This is a genomic window from Streptomyces caelestis (assembly GCF_014205255.1).
Taxonomy (GTDB): Bacteria; Actinomycetota; Actinomycetes; order Streptomycetales; family Streptomycetaceae; genus Streptomyces; species Streptomyces caelestis.
Genome location: NZ_JACHNE010000001.1, coordinates 6,206,637 through 6,220,009, shown reverse-complemented (window position 1 = coordinate 6,220,009; position 13,373 = coordinate 6,206,637). Strand labels below are relative to the sequence as shown.

15 protein-coding genes are annotated in these 13,373 nt (G+C 71.0%); 1 reads left to right on the top strand and 14 read right to left on the bottom strand.

All coding sequences use genetic code 11. The features are described from left to right. Positions 1-141: 141 nt before the first annotated feature. From pyrH to rpsB, 3 genes are all read right to left on the bottom strand, one after another. Positions 142-900 carry a UMP kinase gene (pyrH, locus tag HDA41_RS28660; protein ID WP_010044452.1) on the bottom strand — a complete coding sequence of 253 codons (759 nt, stop codon included), beginning with the start codon at positions 898-900 and terminating at the stop codon, positions 142-144. A 184-nt stretch (positions 901-1,084) separates the two neighbouring features. Further along, the gene (gene tsf / locus HDA41_RS28655; RefSeq protein WP_184988768.1) at positions 1,085-1,921 is read right to left on the bottom strand and encodes a translation elongation factor Ts; all 837 of its coding nucleotides are present in this window, start codon (positions 1,919-1,921) and stop codon (positions 1,085-1,087) included. 174 nt (positions 1,922-2,095) lie between these two features. Further along, positions 2,096-3,025 (bottom strand): 30S ribosomal protein S2, encoded by a 930-nt coding sequence (gene rpsB, locus HDA41_RS28650; RefSeq protein WP_184988765.1) that lies wholly within the window; start codon positions 3,023-3,025, stop codon positions 2,096-2,098. 273 nt (positions 3,026-3,298) lie between these two features. Between rpsB and HDA41_RS28645 the strand changes: the two genes are divergently transcribed. Then, positions 3,299-3,877, top strand: coding sequence for a peptidoglycan DD-metalloendopeptidase family protein (locus tag HDA41_RS28645; RefSeq protein WP_184988762.1), 579 nt, complete (start codon positions 3,299-3,301; stop codon positions 3,875-3,877). Between the two features lie 96 nt (positions 3,878-3,973). Here HDA41_RS28645 and HDA41_RS28640 read toward each other — a convergent pair whose 3' ends face one another. From HDA41_RS28640 to lepB (HDA41_RS28590), 11 genes are all read right to left on the bottom strand, one after another. Further along, positions 3,974-4,531 (bottom strand): TetR/AcrR family transcriptional regulator, encoded by a 558-nt coding sequence (locus HDA41_RS28640; protein WP_184993799.1) that lies wholly within the window; start codon positions 4,529-4,531, stop codon positions 3,974-3,976. 94 nt (positions 4,532-4,625) lie between these two features. Beyond that, a complete protein-coding gene (gene whiG / locus HDA41_RS28635) occupies positions 4,626-5,468 on the bottom strand; it encodes an RNA polymerase sigma factor WhiG (protein ID WP_086843182.1) in 843 nt (280 codons plus the stop codon). A gap of 272 nt (positions 5,469-5,740) precedes the next feature. Further along, positions 5,741-6,901 carry a DNA-processing protein DprA gene (gene dprA / locus HDA41_RS28630; RefSeq protein ID WP_184988759.1) on the bottom strand — a complete coding sequence of 387 codons (1,161 nt, stop codon included), beginning with the start codon at positions 6,899-6,901 and terminating at the stop codon, positions 5,741-5,743. Further along, on the bottom strand, positions 6,898-8,523 hold the full coding sequence (locus HDA41_RS28625; protein ID WP_184988756.1) for a YifB family Mg chelatase-like AAA ATPase: 1,626 nt from the start codon (positions 8,521-8,523) through the stop codon (positions 6,898-6,900). Before HDA41_RS28625 ends, dprA begins: the two co-directional genes overlap by 4 nt. Further along, the gene (locus HDA41_RS28620) at positions 8,523-8,915 is read right to left on the bottom strand and encodes a YraN family protein (protein WP_184988753.1); all 393 of its coding nucleotides are present in this window, start codon (positions 8,913-8,915) and stop codon (positions 8,523-8,525) included. The genes HDA41_RS28625 and HDA41_RS28620 overlap by 1 nt, the downstream gene beginning before the upstream one ends. A 77-nt stretch (positions 8,916-8,992) precedes the next feature. After that, a complete protein-coding gene (locus tag HDA41_RS28615) occupies positions 8,993-9,301 on the bottom strand; it encodes a DUF2469 domain-containing protein (RefSeq protein ID WP_003993268.1) in 309 nt (102 codons plus the stop codon). A 56-nt stretch (positions 9,302-9,357) separates the two neighbouring features. Further along, positions 9,358-9,882, bottom strand: coding sequence for an NUDIX hydrolase (locus tag HDA41_RS28610; RefSeq protein WP_184988750.1), 525 nt, complete (start codon positions 9,880-9,882; stop codon positions 9,358-9,360). Beyond that, positions 9,872-10,651, bottom strand: coding sequence for a signal peptidase I (gene lepB / locus HDA41_RS28605; RefSeq protein WP_184988747.1), 780 nt, complete (start codon positions 10,649-10,651; stop codon positions 9,872-9,874). The genes HDA41_RS28610 and lepB (HDA41_RS28605) overlap by 11 nt, the downstream gene beginning before the upstream one ends. A gap of 51 nt (positions 10,652-10,702) precedes the next feature. Next, a complete protein-coding gene (gene lepB, locus HDA41_RS28600; protein ID WP_184988744.1) occupies positions 10,703-11,665 on the bottom strand; it encodes a signal peptidase I in 963 nt (320 codons plus the stop codon). Next, positions 11,553-12,644 (bottom strand): signal peptidase I, encoded by a 1,092-nt coding sequence (gene lepB / locus HDA41_RS28595; RefSeq protein ID WP_184988741.1) that lies wholly within the window; start codon positions 12,642-12,644, stop codon positions 11,553-11,555. Before lepB (HDA41_RS28595) ends, lepB (HDA41_RS28600) begins: the two co-directional genes overlap by 113 nt. Then, on the bottom strand, positions 12,637-13,362 hold the full coding sequence (gene lepB, locus HDA41_RS28590; protein ID WP_184988738.1) for a signal peptidase I: 726 nt from the start codon (positions 13,360-13,362) through the stop codon (positions 12,637-12,639). Before lepB (HDA41_RS28590) ends, lepB (HDA41_RS28595) begins: the two co-directional genes overlap by 8 nt. Positions 13,363-13,373: the final 11 nt, after the last annotated feature.

Below are 13,373 nucleotides of genomic sequence, written 5' to 3'. Positions count from 1 at the left end.
GGCCCGGCTGCGGTTCCATGTGGGGCGGCGGCCGGCTGCGTCGCGTCTTCTTCCTGCACGGTTCCCGACCGGCAGGACATTGTCCATCCCCCGGCCCGGCTCCGTCCCGTCCGTCCCCCGGACGGGGTTGTTCTCGGGGTATCAGTCCCGGCTGCCGGGGTCCCCCACCAGCGTGCCGATCTTCTCACCCTTGACGGCGCGTCCGATGTTGCCCTCCGCCAGCAGCTCGAAGACCACGATCGGGAGCTTGTTGTCGCGGCACAGCGTCACAGCCGTGGCGTCGGCGACCTTCAGATCGCGCGTGATGACCTCCCCGTACCCGAGATGGTCGAACTTCACCGCGTCCGGGTTGGTCTTCGGGTCGGAGTCGTAGACCCCGTCCACGCCGTTCTTGCCCATGAGCAGCGCCTCGGCGTCGATCTCCAGGGCGCGCTGGGCGGCGGTGGTGTCCGTGGAGAAGTACGGCATGCCCATACCGGCACCGAAGATGACCACACGACCCTTCTCCAGGTGCCGCACGGCGCGCAGCGGGATGTACGGCTCGGCGACCTGGCCCATGGTGATGGCGGTCTGCACCCGGCAGTCCACTCCCACCTTCTCCAGGAAGTCCTGGAGGGCCAGGCAGTTCATGACCGTGCCGAGCATGCCCATGTAGTCGGAGCGGGCCCGGTCCATGCCGCGCTGCTGGAGCTCGGCACCGCGGAAGAAGTTGCCGCCGCCGATGACGACCGCGATCTGCGCACCGTCGCGCACGACGGCCGCGATCTCGCGGGCGATCTTGTGCACCACGTCGGGGTCGACGCCCAGGCCGCCACCGCCGGAGAAGGCCTCTCCGGACAGCTTCAGCAGAAACCGGCCGCGTACTTTGCCGTCGTCGCTCTTCTGGGCCTTGGTGGTCATGGGGGATCCCGCCTCTTTCACGTGGTGCACATACGAAGAAGGCCATTGCCGGTGGGGCGTGGTTCGCATCCCATACGGCAATGGCCTCCTCGTCAGATCTGCTGTCGTCCGCCACCCCTGTGACGGCGTACCCGGACGACTGCTGCCGACCCTATCGGGGCCGGGCGTCGATCGCGGTACGGACTCAGATGCCGACCTTGATGCGCGTGAAGCGCTTCAGGGTGACACCGGCCTCGTCCAGGACCTTCTGGACGGACTTCTTGTTGTCGAGCGCGTAGGGCTGGCCGAGCAGCGTGGCGTCCTTGAAGAAGCCGTTGAGGCGACCCTCGACGATCTTCGGCAGGGCGGCCTCGGGCTTGCCCTCGGCGCGGGTGGTCTCCTCGGCGACGCGGCGCTCGGACTCGACGACCTCGGCCGGGACGTCCTCCTTGGAGAGGTACTTCGGCGCGAAGGCGGCGATGTGCTGGGCGACGCCCTTGGCGATCTCCGCGTTCGGCTTGTCCAGCTCGACGAGGACACCGATCTGCGGGGGCAGGTCGGGCATCGTGCGGTGCATGTACGCCGTCACGTAGCCGTCGGCGAACTGCGCGAAGCGGTCCAGGACGATCTTCTCGCCCAGGTTGGCGTTGGCCTCGTCCACGAACGCCTGGACGGTCTTGCCGGCCTCGATCTCGGAGGCGAGCAGGGCCTCGAGGTCGGCCGGGGAGGTCTTGGCGACGTGCTCGGCGATGGCGGTGGCCGCGGCCTGGAACTTCTCGCCCTTGGCGACGAAGTCCGTCTCGCACTTCAGCTCGACGAGGACACCGGAGGAGTTGTCGTCGGCGATGATCGAGACGACGGCACCGTTCTCGGCGGAACGGCCCTCGCGCTTGGCGACGCCCTTCTGGCCCTTGATGCGGAGCGCCTCGACGGCCTTCTCGACGTTGCCCTCGGCCTCGTCCAGCGCCTTCTTGCAGTCCATCATGCCGGCGCCCGTGAGCTCACGGAGCTTCTTGACGTCGGCGGCGGTGTAGTTCGCCATGAGTCTGTGAATCTCTCTCGAAGTCTGGAAGATCGAAGATCTGCGGTGCGCTCCCATGGAGACGGAGCGCCCTGTCCTGCCGCTGACCTACGGGTGAACGGCGGGAGCGGACTTCACCGCGCCGAAGGCGCAAGTGAGGCAGTACCGCTCCCGCCGTCAACTCGGGCTGACGGGTCAGGCCTGCTCGGCCTCGGTGGCCTTCTCGCCCTCGGCCGGCTTCTCGGCCTCGGCGGGGGCGGCCTCAGCGGCCGGAGCAGCCTCGGCGGCCGGGGCGGCCTCAGCGGCGGGGGCGGCCTCAGCCTCAGCGGCGGGGGCAGCCTCGTCGGCCTTCTTCTCGCCCTCGAGCAGGTCGCGCTCCCACTCGGCGAGCGGCTCGCCCGCGGCCTTCTCGCCCTTGCCCTCGGTGGCGACACCGCTGCGGGAGATGAGGCCCTCGGCGACGGCGTCGGCGATGACGCGGGTGAGCAGGGTGACGGAGCGGATCGCGTCGTCGTTGCCCGGGATCTTGTAGTCGACCTCGTCGGGGTCGCAGTTGGTGTCGAGGATCGCGACGACCGGAATGTTCAGCTTCCGGGCCTCACCAACGGCGATGTGCTCCTTCTTGGTGTCCACGATCCAGACGGCGCTGGGCACCTTCTGCATCTCGCGGATACCGCCGAGGGTCTTCTCCAGCTTGGCCTTCTCGCGCGAGAGCACGAGAAGCTCCTTCTTGGTCAGACCGGACGCGGCGACGTCCTCGAAGTCGATCTGCTCGAGCTCCTTGAGGCGCTGCAGACGCTTGTAGACGGTCGAGAAGTTGGTGAGCATGCCGCCCAGCCAGCGCTGGTTGACGTAGGGCATGCCGACGCGGGTGGCCTGCTCGGCGATGGCCTCCTGCGCCTGCTTCTTCGTGCCGACGAACATGACCGTGCCGCCGTGGGCGACGGTCTCCTTGACGAACTCGTAGGCGCGGTCGATGTACGACAGCGACTGGAGCAGGTCGATGATGTAGATGCCGTTGCGCTCCGTGAAGATGAAGCGCTTCATCTTCGGGTTCCAACGACGGGTCTGGTGACCGAAGTGGACGCCGCTCTCCAGCAGCTCCCGCATCGTGACGACGGCCATGGCCGTATCTCCTTGTGCTTCTCGGTTGTGCCGCGGATGCCGGACGGCTTCCGCGCCTGACGCCCGCTGCGCGCCGTGCCACGAGGGACCGAGGGGCGCTGATACGGCCCGTTGCCGGGGTGCGTATCGGGGCGTGCGAAGTCGACCCGGTGACCCGGATCGCCACCAGAAGTGTACGGGACCCGCGGGGCACCGGGTGACGCCGTTGTCCACAACCGGACGGCGGTCCACAACCACGGGCCGTGACTGGCGGCGGTCCGGGACGCTTTCCGCATGCGAGTGAAGCGATGTGTACCTGTTTGTACGCGCCTGGTGCTGGTGCTGGTCATGACGACGGCCGTCCTGCTGGCCCCTCCGCCGCCCCTGTTCGCGGCGGACGCACCCGTCGCGGACGTCACCGTGCCGACGGTCGGCCGCACCTGGCCCGTCGGCTTACGCCCCCAGCTCCTCCGCGGCTGGGAACCCCCGGCGACGGCCTACGGCCCCGGCCACCGAGGCGTGGACCTGGCGGCAGCCCCGGGGACGCCGGTACGGGCGGTGGCGGCGGGCCGGGTGTCCTTCGCGGGCCGGGTGGCCGGCAAGGGGGTCGTCTCGGTGGAGCTGACAGGGACGGGCGAACCACCGCTGCGCACGACCTACGAGCCGGTCGCGGCGGCGGTGGAGGAGGGCGAGGAGGTGGAGCCCGGCGAGGTGATCGGCACGGTGGACGCGACGGGCTCCCACTGCCCGGTCACATGCGTGCACTGGGGGCTGCGCAGGGGCGAGACCTATCTGAACCCCCTGTCACTGCTGCCACCTTGGCTGCTCCGCAGGGGGCCGTCGCGACTACTGCCGGTCTACGGGGCTACCTAGCTGCGGGTAAGCAGCGGCACCTCGCCTAGCTGCGGGCAAGCAGCGGCACCCCGCTACGCCGGGCTGTGCACCCACCCGCCCCGGCGCCAACGCGGCTCAGCCCCTCACACCCCGCAGGGCCATGGACACCGCGGCATCGGCAATCGCCCCTGGATCTTCCGCAGCCCCCAGCTCGATCCGCCGCACCGCCGCGTCCACAACCCCCTGCAACAACATCGCCGCCAGTCGAGGCTGCTCATGCCCCAGCTCACCCAGCGCCTCGACGATCATCGCTACCAGCCCGCCGTGCGCCGCCCGGATCTTCTCCCTGGCCCCGGCGTCCAGCTCACTCGCCGAGATCGCCACCACGGCCCGGTGCCGCCGGTCCCCCACCAGCTCCAGCTGCTGCCGCACATACGCCTCGACCTTGGCCTCGGCCGACCCCGCCCGCTCCATCGCCGCCGACACGTCCGCGGCCCAGACGGGAAAGTCGACCTCGCACAGCTCCTCGACCACGGCCGCCCGTGACCGGAAGTACTCGTAGACGGACGAGCGCGCGAGCCCTGTCCGCTCGGCGAGGGCGGGGAAGGTCAGCGCCTCCGTACCGCCCTCGGACAACAAGGCACGAGCCGCGTCCAGCAGGGCGGCTCGCTGCATCGACCGGTGCTCGGCCACGGAGGCCGCTCGAATCCTTGGCACGTCAGCCACTTTACGGACGCGTCAGTCCCGGCGGGAGAGGCTCCCGCCGGCCCGTCGTCTTCCGGCCAGGTCAGCGGCCGAAGCTCGCCAGTTTCGCTCTCAGCTGGAGCACCGACTTGGTGTGGATCTGGCTGACCCGGCTCTCGGTCACGCCCAGCACGTTCCCGATCTCGGCCAGGGTGAGCCCCTCGTAGTAGTACAGCGTGACCACGGTCTTCTCCCGCTCGGGCAGCGTGTTGATCGCCCGGGCGAGGAACCTGCGGAGTTCCCGGTCCTCGGCGACCTCCACCGGGTTGTCGGCGGCGGTGTCCTCCAGCGTGTCCATGACGCTCAGCCCGTCGCCGCCCTCACCCCCGCCGTGCAGCAGCTCCTCCAGGGCCACCACGTTGGCCAGCGACAACTGACTGAACACCGCGTGGAGTTCCTCCACCGCGATGCCCATCTCGCCGGCCACCTCGCCCTCCGTCGGCGTCCGCCGCAGCCGCGCTTCCAGCGTGGCGTAGGCACGCTCCACGTTGCGCGCCTTCTGCCGCACCGACCGGGGGATCCAGTCCAGGGCCCGCAGCTCGTCGATCATCGCGCCCCGGATCCGGGTGATCGCGTACGTCTCGAACTTGATCTCGCGGTCGATGTCGAACTTCTCGATCGCGTCGATCAGCCCGAACACCCCGGACGAGACGAAGTCCGCCTGCTCGACATTGGACGGCAGGCCCACGCTGACCCGGCCGGCGACGTACTTCACGAGCGGCGAGTAGTGCAGGATCAGCTGCTCCCGCAGCCGCTCGTCCCCCGTCGCCTTGTACGACCGCCACAGCTCGTCGAGCGTCGAGGGAGCGGGCGGCCGCACGCTGCCACCGTCACGGGCGGCTGGGGGGATCGCCGCCCGGTCGGACCCGGAGGTGTGCTGGGGCATTCGTCGCCTTGTGCCGTTCTGCTGCGGAGTGGTGCTGCTGGGATGGGCTGTCTGTCTGATGTCGAGTTGCCTGTCAGTGTCGGGATCCTCGTGAGCGTAGCGTGACTGTGGTGTCGCGGTGCGCGAAGGACGGAGGTCAAGGCGGGCGGAGATACGTTCCGGAGGGCGTCCCATCGGGTCGGCCGACTCGCTCTGTGTGATCACCGGAGAACCCCAACTGGGCGAATTTCCAAGGGATGTCGGCGTTCCCCCGGACGGCCGAACACGCACGGTCAGCATGGCCCGGGACCGCCGCGGACCGACATCACCGCCTGGCGTGTCAACTTCCAGCCGTCGCCGTGTCGTTCGACGTAACCGAGTGCTCGGAGTTCGTACAGTCTCGCGATCGCGTCGTCCTGTGCGGTCTGTGCCCGGCGCGCGATCTCGTCCGGCCGGGCCACCCCGCCACCCGGCAGCGCGGCGAGCACCTGCCGGGTGGCCGGTTCCAGCAGGTCCCGGGGCAGGACGGGGCCGCGCCGGTCGGGGGCCAGCTGTCCGATGGCGCCGACCAGCTCGACGACGTCCGCGGCGTCGGTGACCAGGGCCGCCTCCCCGCGCAGCAGCTCATGCACCCCGGCGGACAGCCCGCTGGTGGCCGGGCCCGGCACGCCCATGGTGTGCCGGCCGAGGCGCTGTGCCGCCCGTGCCGTGACCAGGGAGCCGCTCCGGTGGGCGGCCTCGACGACCACCGTGCCGCGGGTGAGTGCCGCGATCACCCGGTTCCGCAGGATGAACCGGCTCGGTGTCGGGTGCTCGCCGGGGGGCAGCTCGCCGATGACCAGTCCCTGTTCGGCGATCCTGCTGATCAGCTGGGTGTGTCCGCGCGGGTAGGGGCGGTCGACGCCGCAGGCGAGGACGGCGACGGTGGCGCCGCCCGCGCCGAGGGCGCCGCGGTGGGCGGCGCCGTCGACTCCGTAGGCGCCGCCGGACACCACGACCCAGCCCTGCTCGGCGAGGCCGGCGGCGAGCGTGGCCGCCATGTGCGCCCCGTACTCGGTGCAGGCGCGGGCGCCGACGACGGCCACCGACTTCAGCGCCCACATCCGCAGACTGGCCCGCCCACGCACCCACAGCCCCAGCGGCCGGGCGTCCCCGAGATCGTCGAGCTGCCCCGGCCACTCCGCGTCCCCCGGGCCGACGAACCGCACCCCGGCCTGCCGGGCGACGGCGAGGTCCTCACGCGGCCGCGCCGCCTCGGCCCTGGCCAGCAGCCCCTTCCACCGCTTCCCGCTCACTCCGGCCAGGGGCCGCCCACCCTCCGCCAGCCGGCGAGCCAGCCCCCGCACTCCGAGTTCCCGCACCCACCGCCCACCGGCCTCGTCGCCGGGCTCGATGACACGGGTGAGAAGGACCCGGGCGAGCAGCTCCTCGTCCGGCTCCTCGGCGACGCTCACGTCAGCGCTCCGATGGCCATGGGGACACCCCGCGGGACGCCGGTACGCAACTGGAGCGCGAGCGCGACGTCCGTCGCGTCGGGCCGGCCGTGGCCGACGAGATCGGCGACGGTCCAGGCCACGCGCAGGACACGGTCGAGGCCGCGGGCGGTCAGGACGCCCCGCTCCAGGTGGCGCTCGGCCTCGTCCATCGCCCCGGACACCGCGTACCAGCGGCTGCGCAGCTCGCGGCCCGGTACCTCGCTGTTCGTGCGCCACGGCGTGCCGGCGAGGCGCTCCGTGGCCCGCTCCCGGGCCGCCCGTACCCGGTCGGCGACCGTCGCGGTGGACTCGCCCCGTGCCCCGGAGGCGGTCAGCTCGGTGCGGGTGACGCGGTCCACCTCGACGCGCAGGTCGACCCGGTCGAGCAGCGGGCCGGAGAGCCTGGCCTGGTAGCGGCGGATCGCCGAGGGCGGGCACTCGCACAGGTCGTCCCGCTGCGAGAACCGGCCGCACGGGCAGGGGTTGGCCGCGAGCACCATCAGGAACTTCGCCGGGAAACGCACGACTCCCGCACTGCGCGCGATGACGACATGCCCCGCCTCCAGCGGCTGGCGCAGGGCGTCCAGGGCCTGGCTGTTGAACTCGGGCGTCTCGTCCAGGAAGAGGACCCCCCGGTGGGACAGCGACACCGCGCCGGGCCGCGCGATGCCCGGGCCGCCGCCGACGAGCGCCTGCATGGTGGCCGAGTGATGCGGGGCGCAGTAGGGGGCGACGTCGATCAGGGGCTTGCCCGGGGGCAGCAGGCCCGCCACCGAGTGGACCGCGGTGACCTCCAGTGACTCCTGCCGGCCGAGCCGGGGCAGGATGGCGGGCAGCCGCTCCGCGAGCATCGTCTTGCCGGCGCCGGGCGGCCCTTCCAGGAACAGGTGGTGTCCGCCCGCCGCGGCCACCTCCACCGCCGTGCGCGCCGAGATCTGCCCGACGACGTCCGCCAGATCGTGGCCGGGCTCGTGCTGGGCCGCGCCGACGCTGTGCATGCCCGTGGCGGCGCCCGTGCCCGGCATGCGCAGGCCGGCGAGGAGCGGGTCCGGGCGGCCCTGCTCGTCCGGATCCTCGTCCGGCACGGGTTCGTCGGCCAGGACGGCGATCAGCTGGCGCAGGCTCCGGACGCCCAGTACGGAGACCCCGGGCACGAGGGACGCCTCGACGGCGGCACACTCCGGCACGACCACCTGCTCATATCCCGCGTCCGCCGCCGCCAGCACCGCCGGCAACACCCCGCGCACCGGCCGCACCCGCCCGTCCAGCCCCAGTTCGCCGATCATCACGATGTCGGCGAGGACCCGGGGGTCGATACGCTCGGCCGCGCCGAGGACCGCCGCGGCGACGGCCAGGTCGAAGCCGCTGCCGCTCTTGGGGACGGAGGCCGGGCTCAGGCCGACCGTGAGTTTCTTCTGCGGCCAGGCCGCGCCCGAGTTGACGACCGCGGCACGCACCCGGTCCCGGCTCTCCGTCAGGCTCTTGTCGGGCAGTCCGACCAGCGTGAACGCCGCGACGCCCGGCTCCAGGTCGGCCTGGACCTCGACGACCACGCCCTCGACGCCCACCAGCGCCACCGAACACGTACGGGCGAATGCCATCAGGCCACCCCCCGCACGTGCTCGACGACGGCGGCGCCGCGAGCCGGCAGCAGCACTCCGACCACGTCGATGCGGACCCCGCCGGGCGGTGCGCCCCCGTGCGTCTGGATCCACCGCTCGGCGAGGTCCCGCAACCGCTCCGCCTTCTGCGGGGTCACGGCGGCCATCGGATGCTCGAAGGGACCCTCCCTGCGGGTCTTCACCTCGCAGACGACCAGGACGTCCCCGTCCCTGGCCACGATGTCGATCTCACCGGTCCGGCCGGAGCGCCAGTTGCGCTCCAGGACCGTCAGACCGGTCTCCGCCAGCCGCCGGGCCGCCAGGGTCTCTCCGTACCTGCCCATCGCACCGCGTGCGTTCATGTCGGCACCACCTCCGGCGCCAACGGTCACGCAACCGCCCCCACGAAGTGGATCTTGGTGGACGGCTCAGGGGTTGTGGACAACTCCGTCACCCACTCGGCGAAACCTCACCCGCTCGGCAGTTCGAGGTCACTCTTGTTCAGCTCCTCGATGTTCACGTCCTTGAACGTGAGGACCCGTACCTGCTTCACGAACCGAGCCGGCCGGTACATGTCCCACACCCAGGCATCCGCCATGGACACCTCGAAGAACACCTCACCCTGGACCGAGTGCACCTGCATCTCGTAGTCGTTGGTCAGGTAGAAGCGCCGCTCGGTCTCGATCACGTATTTGAACAGACCGACGACATCGCGGTACTCCCGGTAGAGCTTCAGCTCCATCTCGGTCTCGTACTTCTCGAGGTCCTCGGCGCTCATGGCATGTTCCCCTTCAGCCGTGCGATCCCACCATTGTGCGCCAGTCCCGTGCGCCCCTAGACGATTTCCGGGTCAAGGATCACAGGCCTGGCCGGGGGACCTTCGTCGAGCAGCGTGCGCAGCAGCCCGGCGAGTCTGGTCGGATACACCGTCTCATGTGCCCGGGAAAGTTCCGGACACGTCCACCAGCGCGCTCCGGCGACACTGCGCCGCTCCAGCTCGGTCAGCCCCACGGCCTCGATCGCCGTACGGTCCGTACGAGCCAGGAAGTACCACTCGTCCTGGTCCCAGCGGCGGCCCGCGAACGGGAAGGAGCACATCCGCCGCCACAGCACCGGGCCGAGCTCGACCTCGGTGATGCCCGTCTCCTCGGCGAGTTCCCGCAGGGCGGCCTCTTCACGGGTCTCCTCGCCCTCCACACCGCCGCCGGGGGTGAACCACCAGTCGTCGGCGGGATCGTCCGGCTCGTGTCCGTGCAGCAGCAGGATGCGGTCCTGCGGGTCGAGCAGTACGACCCGGGCGACCTTGCGCAACCCGCCCTCGTAGGTGTCCTGGCCCGCCCCCACGGCCTCAGCGGACACCTGTGGGCTCCGCGCTCGCCCGCCGGGCCCGGGCCGCGCCCGTGCGCTTGGCGACGGGACCGTAGGCGCCCCCGCCCAGGACGAGCACGGCGCCGGCGATCACCAGGACGGTGATCGTCCGCAGCGGTCCGGGCGAGGACAGGGCACCGAGCGGCTCGAAGCCGGTGGGGCGCTCCAGCATGCCCTTCATGGGCCAGACGACGGCGTCGACGCGGGCGTCCACGGAGGAGCGCGCCACCGTGCCGCTGGCGGCGTCGGTCAGGTGGGCGGTGGAGTCCACGGAGTTGCCCCGCTCGTCACCGAGCAGGAAGAGACGGCCCTTGGGGACGGTCACGGCCGGGAAGTTGCTCATCTCGGCCGGCGTGCCCTCGGGCAGGTACGTCTCGTCGATCTCCTTGCCGTTGACCTTCAGCTTGCCGTCCTGGCAGCAGGAGACCGTGTCGCCGCCGACGGCGACCACGCGCTTGACCATCGGGGCGTTGCCCCAGGTGGCGTCCTTGAAGACGACGACGTCACCGCGGCGCACCTCACCGCCGTCGACGCGCTGGGCGAGGATCCTGTCGCCCGGGTCGATCGTCGGCGTCATCGAACTGGTGGGCACGGTGTACGGCAGGTAGACCACCGCTCCCCAGGCGAAACCCCCCAGGAACAGCACAAGGCCCAGTGCGACGGCCAGCCCGGACAACCGCTGTCCGGTCCGGCTGCCCACCGGGCCCGAGCCTGTGCCACCGCTGCGCGGGGCCGTGTGCGTCATGCTGTCGCCACCCATGGGTCCGCACCCTACCCGGGGGTACCGACCGGGGTCAGCCCACCGCCGGGATCACTGCTTCCTGCGGCGCCACAGCACCACCGGCACCACACCCAGCAGCGCCAGCCCCTGCGGCGCCACCGCCGGCCCGGCCGCGGCCGACTGGGCGTTCAGACCGGCCTGGTCGAAGGTGTCCGGCACCGGCAGGTTGTCCCAGCGGTTGATCGGCCAGGCGACGACGATGGCCCGGCCGACGACATCCTTCACCGGGACCATGCCCTTGTGCTCGTCCGACTGGTTGTAGCGGGAGTCCCGGGAGTTCTGCCGGTGGTCGCCCATGACCCAGATGTAGCCCTCGGGAACCTTTACCTTGAACTGACCGCCCTGGTCGTCGACGCTGCACGGCGTGTTGCCGGGGTAGACGTACGACCGCTCGTCCAGCGCCTTGCCGTTGACCGTCAGCGGGCCCGAGCCCTTGCACTCGACCGTGTCGCCGCCGACGCCGACGACCCGCTTGATGAGGTCCTTCTCCTCCGCGGACGGCATGAGGCCGATCCAGCTGAGGAACGTCTGCAAGGCGTTCGGATCCGCCACCGGCTCGCCCGCCAGCCAGTTGTCGGGGTCGTGGAAGACGACGACCTCGCCACGCTCGGGCTCGGAGCCGAACCAGGGGGTCAGCTTGTCGACCAGGACCCGGTCACCCTGCTGGAGGGTGTTCTGCATCGAGTCGGAGGGGATGGAGAACGCCTGGAGCAGGAAGGTCTTGATCAGCAGCGCGAGCACCAGCGCGATGCCGATCAGGATGGGCAGCTCCTTCCAGAAGGAGCGCGGTTTCTTCGGCGTCCGGGCCGTGCCGCCCGGTCCCTCGCCCTCGGCTGTGCTGTACTCGCCTGTCACCCTGTCATCCTCGGCTGCCCCGGAGTCACTCCCGGGGGTCACGGCGCTGTCCGCGGCCGGGACGGCGGATCCCGCGGGACGTCCGCGGTGCTCCTCGCCATCGTGTCCCGACCGTGCGCCAACCGCCACATCCCCCACGCCAACTCCTCACTCTGTGCCGCCGCCTGCCCCATACACGACGCAGGCCCACCACTCCCATAACGAGCGGGAGTTCCGCAGGGGTCGGGAGCTGGATCGTTCCGTTCGAATCGTAGGAGGCAACCCTATGCGACAGTTCGGGAGCAGCGGTCGACCCGGTGGCCGAGTCGGACACGGAGGCGTACGTGTTCGGTTCCTCCAGGGTGCTCCAGTGCCCGAAGGGCCAGGCGATGACCATGGCGCGGCCCACGACCTCCTCCTCGGAGACCGTGCCGCCGTAGTCGGTGTCCTGGTGGGCGCGGGAGTCCGCGGAGTTGTTCCGGTGGTCGCCCATCACCCACAGCCGGCCCGGGGGGACCGTGATGTCGAACGGTGTGTCGGACGGGGCGTTGCCGGGGTACAGGTAGTCCTCGTTCAGCGGGATGCCGTTGACGGTCACGCGTCCTTGGCTGTCGCAGCACGTGACGCGGTCTCCGCCGACGCCGACGACCCGCTTGATGAGGTCCTTCTCGTCGTCGGACGGCAGCAGGCCGATGAAGGTGAGCCCTTCCTTGACCTGCTTGATGACGATGGGATCGTCCTTCGGAAGCGTGGTCTGCTCGTCCTTCAGCCAGCCGCCGGGGTCCTTGAACACGACGACGTCCCCGCGCTGCGGCTTGGAGCCGAACCACGGGGTGAGCTTGTCGACCAGGACGCGGTCGCCGATCTGGATCGTCTGCTCCATGGAGCCGGACGGGATGACGAAGGCCTGGACGAGGAACGTCTTCAGCACGAGCGCGATGAGCACGGCGACGCCGACGAGGAGGGGTATCTCCTTGACGGCACCGCGCCTGCGGCGCCGCTTGACCTTCTTCTGGAGCTTGCGCCGCTCGGCGCGCGTACGGCCGCCGGACGGGCTGGCGGTGCGCCGGGCGCCGGTGGGCAGCAGGTTGTCCGCGGGGCTGGCGGGGACGCCGCGCGGTTTGCCGCGGTTACCCATGGGCGCCCGCCCTTCCGGCGGCGGGGGCGGGCACGCGCGTGTAGGCGTCGGGGCGATGCAGCCGGGTGGCGTGGCCGAAGGGCCAGACGATCCAGTCGGCGCGGCCGATCACCTCGTCGACCGGGACCATGCCGCCGCCCGGCGAGCCGAGGTGGTCGCGGGAGTCGCTGGAGTCGCCGCGGTGGTCGCCGAGGACGAAGAGGGTGCCGGCGGGCACGGCGACGTCGAAGGGCACCGTGGAGGGGCTGTCGCCGGGGTACAGGAAGCCCGCCTCGTCGACCGGCCGGCCGTTCACCTGGATCCTCCCCTCCTCGTCACAGCAGACGACGTGGTCTCCCCCCACGCCGACAACGCGTTTGATGTAGTCCGCGTGCCCGAAGTACCCGGTCCCGTCGAACACGACGATGTCTCCCCGCTGCGGCTCGGCACCGAAACGGTACGCCAACTTATTTACGAGAACCCGGTCCCCGATCCTCAATCCCTGCTCCATGGATCCGCTGGGGATCTGGAAGGGCCGCAGCACGAACGTGCTGAGCAGCAGCAGGAAGAGCAGGCAGGCCAGCAGCGTCAGAGTGATCCGGCCGCCCGGGACCCACTCGGTGACACGCGACAACGCGAAACGCGACCGTTCCTCCGGCCCTCCGGGATCCGAGGTGTCCTCGGAGCCGGAAGGGCGGGAGGAGCGATCGCGCTCCGTCGGCTGTGCTTCGGTGTCCATCGGAGCCAGAT

What these genes read in the sequence shown, in the direction of transcription:
- pyrH (WP_010044452.1), bottom strand. Translation starts at nt 900, where the DNA reads ATGACCACCAAGGCCCAGAAGAGCGACGACGGCAAAGTACGCGGCCGG.
- tsf (WP_184988768.1), bottom strand. Translation starts at nt 1,921, where the DNA reads ATGGCGAACTACACCGCCGCCGACGTCAAGAAGCTCCGTGAGCTCACG.
- rpsB (WP_184988765.1), bottom strand. Translation starts at nt 3,025, where the DNA reads ATGGCCGTCGTCACGATGCGGGAGCTGCTGGAGAGCGGCGTCCACTTC.
- HDA41_RS28645 (WP_184988762.1), top strand. Translation starts at nt 3,299, where the DNA reads ATGCGAGTGAAGCGATGTGTACCTGTTTGTACGCGCCTGGTGCTGGTG.
- whiG (WP_086843182.1), bottom strand. Translation starts at nt 5,468, where the DNA reads ATGCCCCAGCACACCTCCGGGTCCGACCGGGCGGCGATCCCCCCAGCC.
- HDA41_RS28625 (WP_184988756.1), bottom strand. Translation starts at nt 8,523, where the DNA reads ATGGCATTCGCCCGTACGTGTTCGGTGGCGCTGGTGGGCGTCGAGGGC.
- HDA41_RS28615 (WP_003993268.1), bottom strand. Translation starts at nt 9,301, where the DNA reads ATGAGCGCCGAGGACCTCGAGAAGTACGAGACCGAGATGGAGCTGAAG.
- lepB (WP_184988747.1), bottom strand. Translation starts at nt 10,651, where the DNA reads ATGGGTGGCGACAGCATGACGCACACGGCCCCGCGCAGCGGTGGCACA.
- lepB (WP_184988741.1), bottom strand. Translation starts at nt 12,644, where the DNA reads ATGGGTAACCGCGGCAAACCGCGCGGCGTCCCCGCCAGCCCCGCGGAC.
- lepB (WP_184988738.1), bottom strand. Translation starts at nt 13,362, where the DNA reads ATGGACACCGAAGCACAGCCGACGGAGCGCGATCGCTCCTCCCGCCCT.